Source organism: Neobacillus sp. DZ-9 (assembly GCF_059587065.1).
In genome coordinates this window covers 25,793-46,478 of the sequence record NZ_JCAIOL010000006.1, presented here as the reverse complement: position 1 = coordinate 46,478, position 20,686 = coordinate 25,793, and the positions used below count along the sequence as shown (strand labels likewise).

The 20,686-nt window shown below is 40.9% G+C and carries 17 protein-coding genes and 1 pseudogene; 8 read left to right on the top strand and 10 right to left on the bottom strand.

Annotated elements, in window-relative coordinates:
* Positions 1-204: 204 nt before the first annotated feature.
* The 8 genes from AC59HZ_RS17675 to AC59HZ_RS17640 form a co-directional block, all read right to left on the bottom strand.
* Positions 205-1,392, bottom strand: a complete 1,188-nt coding sequence (locus tag AC59HZ_RS17675; RefSeq protein WP_496547119.1) for a CaiB/BaiF CoA transferase family protein — start codon at positions 1,390-1,392, stop codon at positions 205-207.
* A 239-nt stretch (positions 1,393-1,631) separates the two neighbouring features.
* Positions 1,632-3,377: a sigma-54 interaction domain-containing protein gene (locus tag AC59HZ_RS17670; RefSeq protein ID WP_496547118.1), complete on the bottom strand. Its 1,746-nt coding sequence runs from the start codon at positions 3,375-3,377 to the stop codon at positions 1,632-1,634.
* A gap of 110 nt (positions 3,378-3,487) precedes the next feature.
* The gene (locus AC59HZ_RS17665) at positions 3,488-4,948 is read right to left on the bottom strand and encodes an aldehyde dehydrogenase family protein (RefSeq protein WP_496547117.1); all 1,461 of its coding nucleotides are present in this window, start codon (positions 4,946-4,948) and stop codon (positions 3,488-3,490) included.
* A gap of 56 nt (positions 4,949-5,004) precedes the next feature.
* The gene (locus AC59HZ_RS17660) at positions 5,005-6,432 is read right to left on the bottom strand and encodes a purine-cytosine permease family protein (RefSeq protein WP_496547116.1); all 1,428 of its coding nucleotides are present in this window, start codon (positions 6,430-6,432) and stop codon (positions 5,005-5,007) included.
* The gene (locus tag AC59HZ_RS17655) at positions 6,429-6,638 is read right to left on the bottom strand and encodes a hypothetical protein (protein WP_496547115.1); all 210 of its coding nucleotides are present in this window, start codon (positions 6,636-6,638) and stop codon (positions 6,429-6,431) included. Before AC59HZ_RS17655 ends, AC59HZ_RS17660 begins: the two co-directional genes overlap by 4 nt.
* 220 nt (positions 6,639-6,858) lie before the next feature.
* The gene (locus AC59HZ_RS17650; RefSeq protein ID WP_496547114.1) at positions 6,859-8,847 is read right to left on the bottom strand and encodes an oxidoreductase; all 1,989 of its coding nucleotides are present in this window, start codon (positions 8,845-8,847) and stop codon (positions 6,859-6,861) included.
* 278 nt (positions 8,848-9,125) lie between these two features.
* Positions 9,126-10,235, bottom strand: a complete 1,110-nt coding sequence (locus AC59HZ_RS17645; protein ID WP_496547113.1) for an FtsZ/tubulin family protein — start codon at positions 10,233-10,235, stop codon at positions 9,126-9,128.
* A gap of 369 nt (positions 10,236-10,604) precedes the next feature.
* Positions 10,605-10,862, bottom strand: coding sequence for a hypothetical protein (locus AC59HZ_RS17640; protein WP_496547430.1), 258 nt, complete (start codon positions 10,860-10,862; stop codon positions 10,605-10,607).
* A gap of 371 nt (positions 10,863-11,233) precedes the next feature.
* Between AC59HZ_RS17640 and AC59HZ_RS17635 the strand changes: the two genes are divergently transcribed.
* Positions 11,234-11,812, top strand: a complete 579-nt coding sequence (locus AC59HZ_RS17635; protein ID WP_496547112.1) for a permease — start codon at positions 11,234-11,236, stop codon at positions 11,810-11,812.
* A gap of 160 nt (positions 11,813-11,972) precedes the next feature.
* Here AC59HZ_RS17635 and AC59HZ_RS17630 read toward each other — a convergent pair whose 3' ends face one another.
* The gene (locus AC59HZ_RS17630) at positions 11,973-14,303 is read right to left on the bottom strand and encodes a glycerophosphodiester phosphodiesterase family protein (RefSeq protein WP_496547111.1); all 2,331 of its coding nucleotides are present in this window, start codon (positions 14,301-14,303) and stop codon (positions 11,973-11,975) included.
* A gap of 429 nt (positions 14,304-14,732) precedes the next feature.
* On the opposite strand from AC59HZ_RS17630, the gene AC59HZ_RS17625 reads away from it, so the two are divergent.
* Entirely contained in the window at positions 14,733-15,506 is a 774-nt protein-coding gene (locus AC59HZ_RS17625) for a DUF5995 family protein (RefSeq protein ID WP_496547110.1), read from the top strand.
* Positions 15,507-15,739: 233 nt separating this feature from the next.
* Here the strand turns inward: AC59HZ_RS17625 and AC59HZ_RS17620 are convergent, their stop codons facing one another.
* A complete protein-coding gene (locus AC59HZ_RS17620; RefSeq protein ID WP_496547109.1) occupies positions 15,740-16,435 on the bottom strand; it encodes a hypothetical protein in 696 nt (231 codons plus the stop codon).
* 297 nt (positions 16,436-16,732) lie between these two features.
* Between AC59HZ_RS17620 and AC59HZ_RS17615 the strand changes: the two genes are divergently transcribed.
* From AC59HZ_RS17615 to AC59HZ_RS17590, 6 genes and pseudogenes are all read left to right on the top strand, one after another.
* Entirely contained in the window at positions 16,733-17,347 is a 615-nt protein-coding gene (locus AC59HZ_RS17615; RefSeq protein ID WP_496547108.1) for a DUF47 domain-containing protein, read from the top strand.
* Between the two features lie 161 nt (positions 17,348-17,508).
* Positions 17,509-18,008: pseudogene (locus AC59HZ_RS17610) on the top strand (DUF2975 domain-containing protein).
* 10 nt (positions 18,009-18,018) lie between these two features.
* Positions 18,019-18,240 (top strand): helix-turn-helix domain-containing protein, encoded by a 222-nt coding sequence (locus AC59HZ_RS17605; RefSeq protein ID WP_496547107.1) that lies wholly within the window; start codon positions 18,019-18,021, stop codon positions 18,238-18,240.
* 178 nt (positions 18,241-18,418) lie between these two features.
* Positions 18,419-18,652 (top strand): hypothetical protein, encoded by a 234-nt coding sequence (locus tag AC59HZ_RS17600; protein ID WP_496547106.1) that lies wholly within the window; start codon positions 18,419-18,421, stop codon positions 18,650-18,652.
* A gap of 30 nt (positions 18,653-18,682) precedes the next feature.
* Positions 18,683-19,615: an ABC transporter ATP-binding protein gene (locus AC59HZ_RS17595; protein ID WP_496547105.1), complete on the top strand. Its 933-nt coding sequence runs from the start codon at positions 18,683-18,685 to the stop codon at positions 19,613-19,615.
* Positions 19,608-20,552 (top strand): ABC transporter permease, encoded by a 945-nt coding sequence (locus tag AC59HZ_RS17590; RefSeq protein WP_496547104.1) that lies wholly within the window; start codon positions 19,608-19,610, stop codon positions 20,550-20,552. The genes AC59HZ_RS17595 and AC59HZ_RS17590 overlap by 8 nt, the downstream gene beginning before the upstream one ends.
* Positions 20,553-20,686 lie beyond the last annotated feature (134 nt).

Below are 20,686 nucleotides of genomic sequence, written 5' to 3'. Positions count from 1 at the left end.
GGATTTTTTAGTTTTCGAATCTGTTATAATTGGTTGTTGATTTGCGCTCCAGGCGCGAGCGGTTCGAGGGCGTGCCGGGAAGCCACCTCGGCGCTTTGGCGCCTGCGGGGTCTTCCCTGCCCCGTACTCCCGCAGGATTCTTCGCGCCTTCCGCTCCAATCAACTTTGTTATAAGTTAACAATTGCTTTTAATACAGCCAAGTTTTAAATGATTTTGTTCTCTTTTAATCGGGTGATCTCTTCTTTGGAAAAGCCAGCTTGTTGAAGGATCTCACTGTTATGTTCCCCCGCAATCGGAGGGTGTCTGTCGATTTTCACCTTCGTCCTAGATAGTTTGATAGGTGATCCGACAAGGTTTACGGGTCCTGCTTCCGGGTGATCTACACCTACAACCATTTCTCGAGCGTGCATCTGTGGATGTTCGAACACTTGATCCATGGAATGAATGGGACCACACGGAATGTTCTTTTCCGACAATAGCTCCAGCCACCCATTTGCTGTTTTAGCTAGAAGCAGATTTTCTAATATTCTCGTAAGTTCAGCCCTATTTTTAACTCTGGCTTCATTGGTACGGAATTTTTCATCGTCGGCTAGTTCTTTATTTCCCACCACTTCACATAAGGTAGTGAACTGCCGGTTATTTCCGACTGCGATAATCATTTCACCATCTAAAGCCTTAAATATGGAGTATGGGACGATATTCGGGTGGTCATTTCCCAATCTTTGCGGTACTTTTCCTGAAATCAGATAATTACTGGCGACATTCGCCAGCGAGCTGACGGCAGTATCCATAAGTGACATGTCTATTTGTTGACCTTGACCGGATCTTTCCCTTTCATATAGCGCCGCTTCAATGGAAATGGCAGAATATAAACCTGTCAAAATATCAACCATAGCTACGCCAATTTTTATAGGACCACTTTCTTCACTCCCGGTTATACTCATTAGTCCGCTCATCCCTTGAATAATATAGTCATATCCGGGTAAATGGCGGAATGGCCCTGTTTCCCCAAATCCAGTAATAGAGCAATACACTAACCGCGGGTTGATTTTTTGCAAAGAATCATAGTCTAGCAGCCATTTTTCCATAGAACCTGATTTAAAATTGTGGATTAGAACATCAGCATCCTTTGCCAATGTCCGAATAATTTCTCGGCCCTCTTCCGTTTTCAGATTGACAGTAAGGCTTCGCTTATTTCGATTGGCACAAAGATAATAGGCACTTACACCATTTTGAAATGGAGGCCCCCAGCTCCTCGTTTCATCGCTTCCGCCCGGGCCTTCTACTTTAATGACATCTGCACCAAGGTCTGCCAAAATCATCGTACAATAAGGTCCAGCCAGCACCCTTGTTAAATCCAATACTCTAACTCCTTCTAACGCTCCTCCCATACTGCCACCTCCAGGCTTCCTTTAAAAAAACATAAAAAGCCAGCCCAAATACACACGATTGTGTAATATGGACTGGCTTTACGATCCAATGTGACCAGCCTGCTACGGCTGGGAGTGGAAACTGATCAGTCAATATTCAAATGTTTAAAAGGTTTACTTCACTGCCTTCAGCTGGTTAAGCGGATAGGATGAAGCTTAATCCTATTTTACAGAAATATTCTGAATAGTTCAAGTCTTTTTTATTCACCTAAATGAACATTCATCTTATACTTTTTCAACTTCCTTATAATCGTCGTTTGATTAACCTCAAGAGCATGTGCGATTTTTCTTGAGGAATGGTACTTTTTTAAGGCTTGTCTTAGGATTTGCCTTTCAACCTCTTCCACTGCCTGCTTAAGAGGAATGATTCCCTTTGCTGTTACCGACTCTTCTTTCATCTTCGGTTGTAAATAGGAAGGCAAATCTTCTGGATGGATCAGTTGGTTTTGGGAGGTTACGACCAGCTGTTCGACTAAATTTTCTAATTCTCTTATATTCCCCGGCCAGTTATATTCAGTTAAGGCATCAATAACAGATTCGTCAAAAGAGACATCTAAATGATAATCTTTATTGTATTTAAAAAGAAAACGCTGCACCAAGAGTTCAATATCTTCTTTTCTTTCCCTTAAAGGAGGAATATTTACAGGAACAACATGTAAACGATAATATAAATCTTCACGGAATTTCCCCGATTCTACCATACTTTTTAACTGCCGGTTCGTGGCTGCAACGATCCGGATATCCACTCTTTTACTTAAATTCCCTCCTAACCGTTTGAAGACTTTATCTTGAACCAGATTCAGTAATTTTACCTGGACGTCCAACGGAAGCTCCCCAATTTCATCCAAAAATAAAGTTCCGCCATCCGCTAATTCAACCAACCCTTTTTTGCCGCCTTTTTTTGCCCCGGTATAAGCTCCTCCTTCATACCCAAACAGTTCTGATTCAATTAATGATATAGGGATAGCACCACAATTCACTTGTACAAACTCTTTATTTTTTCTAGGGCTTAAATCATGAATGAATTTGGCGAGGACCCCTTTCCCAACTCCGGATTCTCCTTCTATTAAGATGGACGAATCAAGAGGTGCCACCCTCTCCATTAATTCAAGAATTTTGTTCATCTGCCTTGATCTCGTAATCAAATTCCCTTCCTTTGTAAAAGAAACATTCTTTTTTTTCATAATTGCATGCGCCACGTCGAGCTTATTTTGTAATTCGATTAACTCTGTAATATCCCTTGTATTGATAATCACACGATGAAGCTCCCCATCTTGAGAAAAAATAGGCTTTCCGGTTACAATCACTTTCCTGCCATTTTGATACTCCTGCTGAACCGTTTCGGTCCTCTTAGATTTTAATACTTTCAAGGTCACAGAATTAGAAATAATCCCTTCCTCAACCAAATCAACCATATTCTTTCCTATAAAAATTTCAGGTGGATACCCGGTTACTTTTTTGCTGGCCTCACTAACGAATAAAACATCACCCTCGCCATTTGAGACGAAGATTTCGTCATAGGAAGCATTTATGATTTGAAGAAAATCCTTATTTTCCTGTTGCGCCTCTTCAAGCACCTCTTCAGCTTTAGCAAAATCCTTTTTTAATTCCACATATGCATATTGAAGTAAAAAGGCCTTTGAATAAATTTGAACCTCGTGAATCTTTTTTAAAATCGAATAGGTACACCACTGACCGTTTTCAGAAAGCATTTGGTTCCATGAATCATAAACCCGAAAATCTGGGTCGATATATTTGTCTACTTTTTCATCCCAACCATGTAGGGAAGCCCCTCTCCAAAAATGCTCCTCCTTGACGATCCCCTGGATTTCGTGATTGTAATTAACAATTATTAAAGGAAAAGATAAATGCTTAACTGAATCTTTCACTTCTCCTAATGTCGTCTGACTCAAAATGGTGTTAGCCGTCTGATATTCAAGATTCATATCCCTGCCCCCCTCTGCTATTTTTTCGAGATATGTAGTTTTATAATAATGGAAAAAACCAGTTACCTCCACAAACAAAGTGGAAGCAACTGGTATTTCTTTATAAATTCTTACCTTTTCTTCGTTTTGGACGGGTCAAAGGTAATTTGTTTAATCTCAGTCAAGTGTTGGAAAACCCACTGACCCAAATTTCTTCCATTTCCACTATTTTTCATTCCGCCAAATGGGGCAAGGAAATCCCAGTAGTTGGTAGATTCATTGATATGAACCGTGCCATGCTCAAGATGGTCGGCCATATACCAGGCATCTTCTAGGTTGGATGTAAAGACAGAAGAAGTTAAGCCATACTGAGTATCATTGGCAATCTCGATGGCTTCTTCCCTGGTTCTGAATTTAATGATGGGAGCAATGGGACCAAACGTCTCATCTTTTCCCAGAAGCATAGATTGATTGCAATTGATAAGAATGGTAGGTTTATAGTAAAGACCGTCGTGATTTCCTCCGTAAACTACATGGGCTCCCTTGCTGACGGCATCTTCAATATGCTCATTCATCTTATTTACAATGTTTTGACTGGATAAAGGCCCCAATTCCGTGTCATCTTCTAAAGGATTGCCCAAACGGATTTTTTTCGTTCTTTCAATTAATAACTCTACAAATTTGTCATGGACACTTTCATGAACGAGAACACGTTCCGCTGCCGTACATACCTGGCCGGCATTATAAAAACAGCCATTAACCGCAGCTTCTACCGCCTCTTCTAGATTTGCATCCTCCATCACAATTTGCGGACCGTTTCCGCCAAGCTCCAACAACGTTCTTCTTAACCCTGCCGCTTGAGCAATTTTTTCTCCAACCGCCGCGCTGCCTGTGAAACAGACACCCCGGACATCTTGATGAGTGACCAATTTATTGCCGACATCCCCTTTCCCATGGACCAAGTTGATTACTCCTGGCGGAAAACCGGCTTCATCAAACAGCCTCACAAACCATTCCCCGCTAAACGGAGTCGTTTCAGATGGTTTGAAGACGATGGTATTGCCGACCGCCAAGGCATAAGGGATAATTTCAGCTGCCAGCGATATCGGAAAATTCCATGGGGTAATCGCACTAATCACCCCGATTGGTGCATGGGTTACATAGATTCTCTTATTATTGGTTCGTTCAAACGTACTTGGCAAGGTCCATCCCCTAAAACGCTGGACTTCCCCGATCGTATGTTCAAAATTGGAAATCCCGAGTTCATACACTTCTTCCCGTGCCTCAGTAATCGTTTTCCCCATTTCCAATGTAATCGTTCGAGCTATTTCTTCCCCGTATTTCATTCCAATTTCATGGGCTTTTTGCAGTAAATCCAATTTATCCAATAATGGAACCTCTGCCCACTTTTTTTGTGCCTCTTTTGCACTCTTAATCGCTAACCCCACTTGTTCCAATGAACTATTTTGATAGGAACCTAGAGCATTTCCATCAACGGGACTAGTAAGGTTGACAAGATCACCTTCACCATCAATCCATTTTCCATTAATAAACGTCTTAGCGTATAACGTTTTTGAAGCGGTTTGTTTCATATAAAGTTCCTCCTCATCTTTTTATAGCACCAATTTTTGATAAAATAACTGCGATTCTACTCCTTAATGACGTATCCACCTTTCTTCATCGGAATCACGATGATTTTGGTTAGAAGGTAATAGCAAACTCCTGATATTAGCATGGCAGGAATCGAAGCACTGATATATTTAAAGATGGATGCCGATTCATAGCTGATAGGATCAAGTAAATAAATATAGGAGAAAAATCCAATAATGCAGGAAATAAACGCAACCACATTTACGCCGCTCCAGAAATGGTAGTCGGATTGCTGACCATTCTTATAAAGCTGATCAAGAGAAATTCTCTGCTTTCTTAGAAGGAAATAGTCGGTAGTTTGAATACCGATGACAGGCGCAAAAGCAACACCAAGAAAGGCAAGAAAAGATGGAATCGAATTTAAAAATTGATCTGGAAAAAAGGAGCTGATGAGTGCAACCGGCAGCAGGACAATCAGAGTGGTTTGATTCCATGTCGTTTTCCTTTCGATCCATTTAATTTGCCTTAGACCAATTCCTGTCGTATAGGCACCCACTATGGCAGTGCCGATATTGGCCAGAGCTAAAAACAAGAGGGCAATGATTCCAAAGCCGATTCCGCCTACTTCTACAAACCATTTAGTAGGATCATAGTTTCCCGTTGCAAGCGCGGAAAAGAGCCCAATTAAACTAATAACACCAGTAGGTAGGCCCATTCCAAGGATCGTCGGCCATAAAGCTTTCCCGGAACTTGGAACCATTCGGACAATACCGCCCATATAGGGCCACCATGAAAGGACACTTGCTACTAATATTTCAAATCCAGTCGTGTAATTCAAAAGGCGGTCCCCTGAGGATGCTTGCGGTTTTGCAGTAAAAATCTTGCTAATGCCAACAGTACTGACTAATTTATACATAATTAAAATGCCAGTTAAAGCAACTAGGATGCTAATAATAAGAGAAGAATTTTTTACAGAAGCTGAACCGCCTCGTAACGAGATCCAGCTGATGGCTAATGCGGCAAGAGAACTAACGGCTGTTACAATTTGCTGTGAGGATGATTGGAGTATACCGGTAGCGATTAAAACTTGACTTACGGCTTTCCCAAATAAAATAATTAACAAACAATTCCAGCCGACAATCGAGGCATATTGAAGAAAAATGGCAAATATCGAACCCTTTTCACCAAAAATAGGTTTGCTGGAAGCAATATTTTCTACACCATATTTTATACTAACCGGAACAGTAGCAAGTGCGACAAAAAACATTCCAACTAAACATCCTGCAATCATGGCAATCGTACCCATGGTTGCATTTAAGTAGTAGGCTACATAACCCCCGATCGAATAACTCCAGGCTGCAACTCCCGCACTAAGGGCAACTCCCATGAGTCCCCAAGAAGACCATGTTCGTTGATTTTTCGGTAAAGGCCAGCTGCTTTGGGCTACTTCTTGTGAAATAGATAGCTCAACATTTTTTATTTTCATAAGAACCACCCCCAAATCATTAGGATGAAAGGAATGACGAGTCCAACAAGGACAAGGTAAAAGTAATCCCTCTTGCTGAAATCATCGCCAAGGTTCTTCTCGTCAGACATTTCTGCTAAAATATCTTCTAATTTCTGTGATCCTTCTGGGTTAATAGGTAAATGCACGGAAGCAGAATGAATTTCAACATTTGAGTGATCAGTCATATTCTTTCCCCCTTCAAACATAATCAAATTCCGCCAGAGCCATCCATCCATTTTAAGTGCTAGATTTCATGTTCACCTCCCCTAAATTTGATAAAGAATATAAGGGTAACGGTTTAGCATTTAGATTATTAGTTTTGTAAGGGCTTTCATCAAAAGTAATAATACATTGAATTTTCGGAAAAATCACTATATTTTTAAAGTAAATATAGTGATTGGACCTCTAACCTGGTATTTCTACTTCTATGGACCCTAGATTTAGAATAGTCGTTAATCCTTCATAGGTAGCTTCTTCCAGGGTGCGTGGTGCAAGGCAATCACCAATTTGTTGAACCACAGGAGCTAAACCCTTTACTTCCTCATACAATTCGGTATTAGGGATTCGACCATAAGCTAAAACAATAGTATCCCAGTCACCCACAGCTTCCCTTTCATGGGTAAATAGATTTCGTATGGTAACTTGGTCCTGTTCGATTCCTCCGAAATCAAAATGGGGACGCATTTTAACATTTAACTGGTAAAGCTTCTTAATATATTCGTTTCTAAGGTACTGATGTACCTCCTGTCCGATATGGAGTTTTGTAGAAAACAGAGTTACTTCATGGCCCTTTTCCTGTAAAAAAATAGCCGCTTCCATTCCCGGCCAGTCTCCGGAAAAATCAAACACGAGTACCCGTTTTCCTATTTGCGTCGGTTTACTGCTAAGTAGCTCATCTACAGTTTTTATTCGGTCATCATGAATACCCTGCACATGTGGAAGGTATGGTCTGGACCCTGCCGCACAAATGATGACATCAGGCTTCCATTCTACTAAATCGGCACTGGAGATTCTTTTTCCTAATTGAACATTTACATTGCTTTTTTCTAGCTTCCTAGAATAGTTATCCAGCATGGTTTCGGCTAGTTCCTGCCGCATGGGGGCTTTTTTCATGGTTTGCAGGAGACCGCCAATCATCTGTTGCTGCTCCACAAGTGTGACTTGATGCCCCTGTTGGTCCGCAGTTATGGCTGCTTGCAGACCCGCGGGACCCGCACCTATGACGACGACATGTTGTTTGGTTTTTACCTTTTGGAGCATGGGATTCAGCTGTCTCTCCTTACCTGCAATAGGATTTTGGACACAGCCAATGGCAAGGCCTTTATGATAGTGGCCAATACAAGCCTGGAGGCATCCAATGCAGGCATCAATGGCATTAATTTCTCCAGTCATCGCTTTATTTGGCATTTGGGGATCCACGATTAAGGCACGGGTCATTCCCACCATGTCCGCTTTTCCGGTTTTGATAATCTGTTCAGCCTCTACAGGATCGACGATTCGCGTTCCTACAAATACAGGGACTGCTCCCGCCATCCGAATCTTAAAAGCTTGAGGTGCATTATATCCATGCTTCATGGGAGATCCTGGTGCTATATGGGTAGAACCCGAATAGGTACTTGAATCTCCTGCCGTAACATTAATAAAGTCAATTCGAACACGTTCGACCAAATATTCAACTATGTTAATGGCATCTGCTACGGTATTACCATCCATTGTCATTTCATCCGCACTGATCCTGATTCCGACAGTAAAGTCTTCCCCTGTCGTCTTCCAAATCCGCTGGATAATTTCAAGGATAAAACGCATTCGATTCTCAAACGTTCCGCCGTATTGGTCGTTTCGATGATTGGTATGACTTGACCAAAATTGAGCAGGTAAATATCCATGGGAACAGGCAATTTCCACTCCATCCAATCCTGCTTCTTTAGACAGTTTAGCTGATAATGCAAACCCATTGATAACCTCTTCAATATCATCCAAACTCATTGGCCTTGGCATCGTTCCAAACCGCAAACTTGGTTCTGCAGATGGTGCCCAAGCTGCGTGACGGTAGTCGCTCGCGATGAACTCCCTTCCGCCGTGAAAAAGCTGGGCAAATACCTTCGTACCATACTGATGCAATTGTGCAGCCATTTCTGCATATGCAGGTACGACCCTCTTGTCATATCCAGCAATGGTATAATCGGTCAGCATCCCGGATGGATGTACGGCAGCAGCTTCAAGAACGATTAGACCCACTCCGCCTTTCGCTCGTTCTACATGATAGGCTGTCATATCTGGAGTTGGAATACCGTCAACCACATGGTTGGTTTGGTGGGCAGTGCTAAGAATTCGATTTTTTATATAGGTATTGCCAATTTGAATTTCAGAAAACAGATTTTTAAATTGGGCCACTATGTTCACTCCTTTCTTTGGACATTTTGAAACGTCACTATTTATATTGCAATTTCTGTGCCAGGAAAAAGTTTTTTCAAAAGATTAACCAAAAACCTTATAAAATCAAATGTATTTTGATTTGTTACATGCCAAAACTAATGATTTGGAAAGTATAGTTGATATAAAAATGAACCTTTTTTGCATCACAATGATGCGAAAAAGGTTCATTTTTACTGCAAAAATATAAAAAAACACATCGGATTGTATCGTTCCGATGTGTTTCTTTTTAGTCCCCATTATTTCTTATACTTCGTTAACTTGGATGTTATGGATACAGTCTGTTTTTCTGACTTTTTAACTTTTAAGTTGGAAGCCCAGTTTACGGAGGATTCGTATTTTTGTGTATGTTCCTTTTTAACAAGGTTCTGTAATCGTTCTTTATTCTTTTCTAGAGATTCTTCCAGGGATTGCAGTCGACGGCTTGGGAAATAGAGCCCAGCTAGAATGGTTGTAACGGTAGGGTCCGTTTCTGAGAGATAGGTCCCTTCAAATAATTGTACTGGCTCCCCTATCCTTTCAAAGATGGAAGGAACATTAATGAGTTTTGAAATATTCTCTGGTCCTTCATATATTAGTCCTGCACGAATGACACCCTGCGATTCAACAGGACAGAATATCGAGTTTTCCCATGAGGATTGTACTTTCGTTGAGACATCCGAACTGGTTTTCGCGTCAGTAATAGCAGCGGAAGAGATAAGGGTAACTCCTCTTGTTTCAAGAATATTCATAAGATCAGTTTCGTCGAAGTTCCCGTAAAACGAACTCTTATTTGTAATTTTTAGGATATGGCTAATGGCCTCCACCGTTTGACGATTAGCAGAGAGGTAAATCTCATGTTTGCTGGATTGCGGCTTCTGTTTGCGCATCTGATCATTATCTACCAAGAAAACGGAAGAAATGCCTTCTATTTGGGAAAGCTCTTGGATACACTCTGCCGTATTGATTCGATTCCCCGCTAATACGTTTCGTTCAGGTAAGATGGCAATGGCCCCAACTTTAATACCAGGCAATTGGTCGATTAACAGATCAATCAATAGCGGGCTCATTCCAGAACCCGTACCACCGTCTGTTGAAAAAGCGACCAATAGCAGCTTTACGTTTTTAAAGGAGCTGGTTACAAAATCAATCATTTCTCGATATTTTTCCTGAACCGCACGATTTCCTAAAGTTCTATCTTGGCCTGCACCATTATACCCTGGGACAAAATACTTCTTTTCCACTCTGGTGTTTACGGCTCCATCACGTTGATTTGTATTAATCAGAGCTGTTTGAAAACCCAAGACGGATGCAATTTCTGCCATATTTCCACCTGCTTGACCTACGCCTAAGATTCCAACCGTTTTCACCTGGAACTCCTCCTTTATCATGAAAAGTAATACTCATAATCGTTGTTAGAAGAATAAAGGAAAACCTTATAATATGTTTACTTTTTTGAATTGCAGATTATGACTAAAACACGTTTTTTCATTGAAGCACCGCACCTTTTCCATAAAAAAGAAAGTCCTTAGGAGTTACGAATCGTAAAACTACAAAGGACTTTTTTCTGGAAATGTAAATTATTATTGTTTTTTTAGATTTCGGTTAGACAAATAAAGACGCAATCCATTTTATTAAAGGAGAGCGTCTTTTTTACAGGCCATTTAAATTTGTCCCCCCTACCCCCTTTTTTTTAATAATAAAAAAACCCCTTGTACAATCAAGAGGTTCGTAATATCTTAAAAAATATCCTCGTATGCCTGCTCAAGAATCTTCCGGTAATCATCAGCACCTATGGTTCGAATGTTACTAGGCGTGGAATTATTTTGTACGGCAAGTTCTACTAATCGCGAAAAATCTTCTTTTCGGATACCTGGCAAATCTTTTAGTTTTGGAATCTCCAATTTAGTAATAAATTCTCGAATACCGGTTAATAGTTTTTCAACGGCACTTTCATCCGAATCAGATTCAAGTGCAAACTTCATATATCTTGCCAGATCCGCATGGATGCCCTTCTCTTCTTCCGCACATTAATTAACCCAAGTGACAAGTTTACAGCTGGGAAAAAGAATAATATTTATTTTTTGATTTCATTTCTTCATTTACCTTTTCAACTTTAATACCGGCCCATTCCTCATCACATTTAATAAAGTTGGATAAGAAGTTATAACACATCTAAGCATTTTTTTCCAAATTAACCATTGATAAAACTAATATCATTAGTTATTATTAAACTAACATTATTAGTTTTATAAAATCAAGGAGATGAGTCGGTGTGACTTTTATTGTATTTATCCTTCTTTTTACAGTGTTGTGTGGTTGGTTGGACTCAAAATTTTTGAAACAAAAGTGAAAGGAAGTGGAGTAAGTGTTTGCTGGACATTTCGGACTTGCAGCCGCAGTTAAAGCTAAGCAGCCTACAGTACCTCTATGGGCACTAATGATTAGTACCCAATTGCTCGACATTATTTTTGTCCCTTTGTTTATTTCCGGCGTTGAGACGATAGAGTCTATTGGCATTGGCGGTAAGGAGATTTTAATTCATGCTGAGTATACTCACTCCTTATTTGGTGCTTTGATAATCTCCTGCTTAGCTGGGGTGTTGGCTAGGATCAAATGGGGAAAACACGGCGGAATTGTGATTAGCGCAACCGTATTTAGTCACTGGATTTTAGATCTATTTGTACACCGGGCGGATTTACCCATATTCCCTGGAAATATGGGTAGGTTCCCACTGTTAGGAATCGGTCTTTGGGAATGGCCTGCTGTTAGCCTAAGTCTAGAAGCAGCAATGATCACACTTGGCACCATTCTATATTTTCGGACGGCACTAACAAGGAGAAAAACAAGTTCATTATCCAAAACAACCAGTATGAAAAAGGCTATCTTTACAGGAACTGTAATGGGCATATTATTGCTTTTATCACTAATCGTTGATAATCTTTAAATTTCGTACATTAAGTTTATTTTCATATTATCCCCTCCCTCATGCTACTCCTCTATTATGCTAGCAAAAGTATCTTATTAATGACTGTCCTACAAATCAACTAAAAATCTATATCAAAAAATGCGCCTCCAATAAATTGTGGGCGCATTTTTATAACTTATCATTCTGTTACGGTCACTTCAATTGGCTCAGATACTAAATGCCATTCCTTGCCAAGCATTTGGAATGTATGCATCGCGAACACATTCACCTTTCCAGACTCAAGCGCTGTTATGGTATTGCCATCGACTTTAACCTTCGTTTCTCCATTGTTAACAAAGAGAGTCGTCGAAATATTTTCTGTTTTGGCTTCACGATAGTCCACAAAGGATTTGACCCGAATCGTTGCCGATTTGCCGACATTCAGGTTGACCTTTTTATTCGGTATTTCCAAACGAATAGGGGCATCCGTCAACCACTGCGTATAGTCCGTGATCGGTCCGACAACGCCAGCCTCCAAGGCTTGTCCAAAATGATCTTCATTTCTAAATGTCCAATGCATATTCAGGAAACCACGCTGACGCATGTAGCGTATGAATTCCGGATTCAGACTGCCATAGTCAGCATTCAAGGTCGCGTTCATGCTGGCACCGTACTGCATCATTTGCTGGGACTTTTTCAGCTTGCCGTCAATCGTAGATGGTACAGCTGCAGAGTAAAGATAGCCCGTGCCCACTCCGGGGTTGATAGCGCGAGTGTTTCGGATATGGTTGGAATTAAAGCTTTGAATCACTACATGATCAACCATTCCTGCCTGCTCGATCTCCTCCATCACTTGCTTCTCGATGCCATCTGCTTTAATCTCGACAAGCAGGACCACATCTTTCCCCTTGAACTCATCTAAATACTCTTTAAATGTAGGTACCTTTTCTCCTTGGAATTCAGGACTGAACTTGCTACCGGCATCCAATTCTCGAATCTGCTCGAGTGTTAAATCCTTTACATTTCCTTTTCCGTTCGTGGTACGGTCCACGGTATAGTCATGCATAATAACCAGTTTCCCGTCTTTGGTCCTCTGTACGTCAGTCTCGATCATATCTGCTCCCATTTCATAGGCCTTTCGATAGGAAGTCATCGTATTTTCAGGTGCAATGGAAGGTACACCACGATGTGCTGCCACGACCGGACGCTGTACAATTGTATTCTCAGGATACTGTCCCAGAGCTTCAATGGAAGCGGAAGGATTTTCAGATACAATGCCGTCCACTCCAAGATGAATCATCGTATGGGCAGCTTGCACATCCTCAGCGCCGATTCCCCAAACGGATATGGCACGGCTATGCAAATAGTGAACGCTCTCAGGGCTCAGAATTTTTTGTGGTACTACCGCTACCATCGCATCGTTTTTATGAATGTCTCGTGCGAAAGCCGCCATATCATTCTTATTGAAAGCTGCCTTGTTGTAAAGAAGGGCACCGCGGGCTGTTTTAATAAAACTTCGCATTTCTTTTACGATCGTGGGATTACTGGATAAAATCTGAAAATCTTGTGTCTGGGTTTCTTTCAGGGCATTTGCAAGGCCTTCTATATCAGAATGTTCTTCCACTTGGATAATCGGAATGAATTTTCCTTTAATATTATTAAGGGCGTTTTCAATTGGTGCCCCTTCAACCGTCCATATCCCCTGTTCGTTCCGCTTTGCCTGCAGGAGCACGGAAGCTGCACCTTCCTGCGCAACGGTTTTCGAAATAATCGTTGGCGGATTCACGATATTCGTTTTCACTTCTTGAGGAAGAAAGGCGTTCGTACTCCCTAATGGAGGAAGTGTATTTGAATAGGTATTGACCTTTACATTATCGAATTGAACGGTCGTACCGTTCGCTTGGAAGCCGACATCCCCTTTTGTCCATTTGCCGGCCTGATCCGTATCAACTACAAGCTGGCCATCGATAAATTGCTGCACACGATTTCCGCTTGCGATCACTTTGACATGATAAGTCTTATTGAAGGCCATATTTTCTGGATAAAAATTCGTTTCCGGCACAACCCATTGATTGCTTTCATTTCTGATGGCGAACTCCAGTCCGTTCAGCGCCGTAGTGCCTTTGCGCATGGCGAATTGATAATACGGATATGTATTTGGCTGGACACGATACATTAACGAAGCCCATCGGGTGTCTTCAACTGCACTTTGAAACGTCATATCCGCTTCAAAAACGTAGTTCCCTGTTTGGTTTCCTAAAGGAATCACTACTCTGGCAGGTGCGCCTGAGGATGGTGACGTTAACACCAGCTTACCGTCCACGACCTTGGCATCTCCCTGTACAAGCTTCCAGCCTGCAGGTAGCTGACCGTTTGTGATTTGATTGAAATTCTCCTGTGTTAGAGTCAGTTCCGCGGCCTGAACCTTTGTTGGTCCATCCACTGGTGCTATCCAAATACTGCCGAAAATACTTGCTGATACTAAAAAAGCTGCTAATTTTTTTGATTTCCCCCTAAAATTTCGTTCCATTTTCTGTCTCCTTTTCATTTAGTTGAAACAAATGTAAAAGGTTTACAAACCCTTACTATGAAAATAGTACTTAATGAAGGTATAAGGGGTATTAATCTTTTTTTAAGATATTGTTAAAAAATGGAGGACTTTTGCCTGAAGGTCTTTTCTACTAATCTGTATTAGCTTGGACAAAGTACGAGTGGGCTACTTGGTCGGGGGATGAAGGGTGAATTTATTTTATCTTGCCAATCTTTAACCGGATATCAGAAATAGAGAAAATTTTGGGAAAAGAGGAACATCAGGAGCTCCGCCGATTAATTGTTTTTCATCGGGAGGCTCTTGTTGATGGAAAAAATTCTTTAAGCAATAAGTGTTTGTTATTCTCATAAAAATAGTAGAAATATATTATTTTCACGTGTGAGGTTCGATCCCTGAGGAGGAAAATGAATGGAATTGGTTAGCAAACAGAAAGCCGGAATGGAAACAATTGATGATGTAATCGAGGTGATGACGGAGCAGCTTCGTGTTTTTCAGCAAAGCGGTGATCATCGGGTCGTATTTCACCGTGTCTACCTTTTGATGACAAAGGAAATGCAAAAGCGTCTTTCATCCGGATTTTTTCTGGATCCAGTTTGGCTGGAGCGTGTTCTTGTTGGCTTTGCACAATATTATTTTCATGCAATCGATGCCTTTGCGGAAGGTCGGCCATGTCCGCCGGCATGGGAGCTTGCCTTCCGTCAAGCTTCTGAAAAGCAAGGTTTTGTCTTGCAGGATGCCCTACTTGGCATAAATGCACATATTAACAGTGACCTGCCGATGGTCATGTATAGCATTCTGTCTGAAGAACAGGCTTGGCCCGACGCTCGAAAAATGCTACACCGCCGCCAGGATCATGAACGGATCAACTACGTGCTAGCTGACCTTGTGGATCTGGTGCAGGACGAACTGTCGTATTATTATGCCCGTTTTATCCGTGTTATTGACTATGTTATGGGCAGACAAGATGAATCCCTCTCATCGATCATCTTGTCTCACTGCAGGACTGCGGTATGGTACAATTCCGAACTACTTCTCGATGCGTCTGATGAAGAACAGCGGAACCTTCAACGTCGCCGCATTGAAAAAGACGCGCTTACAATTAGCCAAAAGGTTATTAGTCTGCCGGCCATGAAATACGCCAAGTACCTTGCTCCTTTTACTCGAAAAAAGCATTGGTTTTAATAGACTGCGAGATTAGAAATATAAAGTGGAGGAGAAAAATGGTTGCTATGTCGATTCGCCGTTATAACTTCCAAATTCGCCGATAAATGATGTATATTCGCTGATAAATGGACGAAAATCGCCGATAAAGTTTACGCTAGACTGAAGCCTAGTCTTTAGATGGCTAGAGAATATTTATTTCTTTAAAAGCCTGTGCTCCCTATCGTCCCCTGAAGCAAACTGCCACTTGAATTCTAGTTAAAATCTATCGGCCTTTTAAACTTGTAATTAGTTCTAAAGAAACTGTAAATCGGTACAGATGATTTTGAATGAACCACGGTTGTGGTCGATTCGGGCTTTTCTATATTTATAGATAAAGTAACATGATCATCGTTTGGTAAATTAGGGTCATAGATATTAATTGATAAATTGTTTTCTTTCAAGTCATAGCCATATGCGAGAACTTGATGATGTTGTCTAATCTGATAAGGATTAAAGGATTTTACTCTGACTATGCCAAGCGGTGAAAGCTTGCCATTATCAAGATCATTTTTTATTCTCGGCCATTCCTTTTTCATCATTCTCCACGCCCTACCATGCGGTGCAGCTCCTAGTTTACTAGCTTTTGTTTCATGATCCGGGATAATGGGATTCATCAAAAACAGATATTTAATAAGACCAAAGGGCAAATGAAAGCTTTCAATCTGACGATTAACGATTAAGTCGAACAATGGTCCAGAGGAAGGGGCTTCCGGATTGGCCGGGATCGGCTCTTTTGCTTCAAAGTAATCGATGGCAGCATAAATCATTCCGCCACATAGGCCGTACGATGCATTACCGATTGAAATCTTCCGGCCCAATATATTAATTTTCTTTAATGGAACATGCGGAAAGCTGTTTTCAAATTTAAAACCGGATGAGCTGGGCAGAAACCCTGTTTTGGCTGACATAGTGACTCTCCCCTTTACTTGTAAATGTTCGTAAAAATAAAGCAACAGTCATTGATCTTTGGGATTTATTTTATTCACATTTCCTTCTTTTGGGAATTATCAGAAGCCCCAAGTATAAAAAAAGCCTACATTTTCCTATTGATAATCTAAGCGACCTTTTGGGATTTGGACGTAAGCCGTTACGAGTTGACCGATCGTTGCATTTATTATAGTAACTGCATTTAAAAGCGCACTGATCAAGGTTTTATAAAAATCTTTTTTGCAGTTACACTGATTGGACAATGTGGGGGTAATTTAATGGCAAAAAAGGAAGACAAGTTTTTTAATTATTTAAAGAGTATTTCTTTAAATTTAAAAGTAAGCGCTAACTATTTTGCTGATTATAAATTAAATAATGTTAATGATCTTAAAGTATTTTCTGAAAAGATGAAAGAATTTGAATCTAACGGAGATACCATAGTACATGATCTTATTAGCGAACTTAATAATACTTTCATCACTCCAATAGATCGTGAAGATATTTTAGCTCTTTCAATATGCATGGATGATATTTTGGACGGTCTATATCATACAGCTGCCCTATTTGAAATGTACTCAATGATGGAAATGGACGATTTTATGCTTAAATTTGTTGATGCCATCAAAAATTGTACATCCGAAATTGATGAAGCGATTGAACTCCTATCTAAAAAGAAATTGCTAAATATTAGAGAACATGCAATCAAAATTAAAGAAATAGAATCCAATTGTGACCAGATTTTCCGTGAATCCATTAAAAATTTGTTTACCTTCGAAAAAGACCCTATTCGAATTATTAAATACAAACAAATTTATGAAGGGCTAGAAGAAATTGCTAACGGCTGTAAATCCGTGGCTAATACATTTGAAATAATTATTATGAAGAATGCTTAACAGTCGAAAACATCCATAAGGTATTTTGAGGCCATCCTTATAATCTAAGGGTGGTTTTTCTTTTTTTAAAATTGAATGGAATTTAATATATCGATAATAAAATATTAAATGAGAGAAAAAATTTATTGAAATTCGATAAATATTTTCTTATAATCAATTTAATGAATTTTAGTGAGGTGCTTTTTATGAAACGAGGATCAACTCTCTTTTTAAAGACGGCTGTTATTCTAATGGGAGTTCCCGTCCTTGCTTTGTGCATATTTGGATTGCCTTGGTTAGCTAAAAACCCAGTCAATCCTGATTATGACCATATCCTATATCCCATTTTAATCGGTGTGTATGTATCAGTATTACCGTATTTCTTGGCATTGTATCAGTCTTTTAAACTTTTAAACTTTATTGACAAAAACCAAGCTTTCTCTGAAATGTCTGTTAAAGCACTAAAGATTATCAAATCTGTGCATTGCCAATCAGTGGTTTGTATGTGGTGATTTTGCCATTTGTTTATCGCGTTGCAGATCTAGACGATGCACCTGGTCTCATCATAATCGGAATGGTCCCTATCTTTACTTCAATCGTAATCGCCGTATTCGCTGCTGTTCTTCAAAGACTTTTACAAGAGGCAATTGATATAAAATCGGAAAATGACTTAATCGTCTGAGGGGATGATAATGGCAATGATAATCAATATTGATGTGATGCTGGCCAAAAGGAAAATGAGCGTAACAGAACTTTCAGAGAGGGTCGGGGTCACGATGGCTAATCTATCTATTTTGAAAAACGGCAAGGCAAAAGCGATTCGATTAACCACTTTAGACGCGATTTGTAAGGCTTTAGAATGTCAACCTGGGGATATTTTAGAACACCGTAGTGATGATGACACCCAAGCCTAATGACTTAAAACAATTACGATTCACCAAGGAGTGATTCATATTGATAAAAAATATTAGCCTTATAACTGATCAAATAAACAATTTTTCATTACAAAACATAGAGTGCATTGATAGATTCTTATTGAACTTTCAAAATAAGACGTTTGAAGGTAATTGTTTTCTCGACATAGATTTTTTTATGAAGGATAAAGAAAAACAATATATTGCCTCCTTTCGCTTCTACAACCCCAATAGTATCGATTTTGAAAGCGGGGGTATTTATCATCAATTGTCAATCGGGATTTATGATATAAGGGATAGAGGTTGGGAAGGTAAGTATTTTGAAGTAATAGACTACGAGGATGATAGCTTACACTTTTATTGTACAGACATTGAAATCATATCTTTAAGAGAAACTCTATATAAAATTTAGTTCAAAATCCATTATTAAAGGAGCACAAATATGAACAACGAACCTATCATCAGCTTAAGTCATGTGACGAAACGCATTGGCCGGACCACCCTCATCAACGATCTTACCTTTGATGTACCAAAAGGCGAAATATTCGGCTTCCTTGGTCCAAATGGCGCCGGTAAAACTACCACGATCCGAATGATCGTCGGACTGATGTCGATAACTAAGGGGCAGATCCTGATTAAGGGGAAAAATATCAAAACTGAATTCGAGCAAGCGATCCGCCACGTCGGCGCCATCGTGGAAAGTCCGGAAATGTATAAGTATCTGAGCGGGTACCACAACCTTGTTCATTATGCCCGCATGGTCCCGGGGGTAACCAAGGAACGAATTGACGAAGTGGTATCGCTAGTCAAGCTGGAAAACCGCATTCACGACAAAGTCAAAAAGTACTCGCTCGGCATGCGCCAGCGGCTGGGGGTTGCCCAAGCGCTGCTGCATCGCCCTTCCCTGCTGATTCTCGATGAACCGACAAACGGTCTTGACCCGGCGGGGATTCGTGAGCTGCGCGACTATTTGCGGCATTTGACCCGTACAGAAGGAATCGCGGTGATTGTCTCCAGCCATCTGTTGTCCGAGATGGAGCTCATGTGCGACCGGGTTGCCATCCTCCAGCGGGGCAAGCTAGTCAATATAATGCCGGTACAGCATTTTACCCGGGAGAACGATCAAGTTCAAACGTATCGAATCCAAGCACAGCCAGCGGAACAGGCATTGGCAACGATGAAGCACATGGACAGCGTACAGGAGGTCAAGCTTGCTCAGGAAGGAATCATCGAGGTCACAACTGAGCGGGAGCGTATCCCGGACATTCTGTTAGTGCTGATGCAGAACCATATTCGCATCTATGGCGTGGAGATGGTTTCCCAGTCTTTAGAAGATCGATTCTTAGAAATAACGGGGGTTGAACAAATTGGTTAATCTAGTACTCAATGAAAATATGAAGATTTACCGACGGGTACGAACATGGATCCTGGTCGGACTGATGGCCGCTTTTGTGCTTTTCGTCAACATCATTGAATGGCACTCCGATGGAAAAAAGGCGCAAGGCGAAGGATGGCGGCAAGAACTGCAGCTGAAGAATAAGCAATGGAGCGAAAATCTGAAGCAGCCCCATCTTGGCGATGATGACCGAAAGTTCTATCAGGAGCAGATTGCCCTAAACCACTATCACTTGGAGCAGAATATTCGCTCGACGGACGGCACGATGTGGGATGGCGTGAACAGTTCGGCCAATATGATGATCTTAATTACCATTTTCACCATCATCATTGTGGGAGACAGTGTGGCGGGTGAATTTTCATCCGGTACCATCAAGCTGCTGCTCATTAGGCCGGCTAGCCGGGTAAAGATCCTCCTCTCCAAGTATATCTCTTTTCTGTTGTTCGGTATGCTGTTGTTACTCACTCTGTTTGTCATATCCGTCCTGGTGAACGGAATCTTATACGGCTTTGGATATATGGAACTGCCGTTGGTCAGCATGAATGCGGATGGGCAAATCGTTGAAAAGATTATGGTCCTCAATCTGTGGAAGACGTATATGCTTAATGGTGTATCCACGGTTATGTACATTACCATGGCCTTTATGATCTCATCCGCCTTCCGAAGCAGTGCGATGGCGATCGGTTTTTCCATCGGTGCCTTGTTTGCAGGCAATATTGTTCTCGGGGCACTGCATCGGTTCGATTGGAGCAAGTACTTGTTGTTCGCCAATACCGATCTCACCCAGTACCTGGCCGGACATCCTTTCCAAGAAGGAATGACATTGTCCTTTTCCATCGTCGTGCTCGCAGTCTATTTCCTTGTGTTTAATCTGATTTCCTGGCTTATTTTTACACGTAGAGACGTGGCAGCTTAAACTTGTTGGTGTAGCTGACGTATAAACATCTATCAACATTGATCAAGTCAATATGATCCTAAATTATATTTTCTTAATAAAATTACTAGCAGAAAAAAAAGGAGCACACATTTGCGGTTAACGAAATGTGTGCT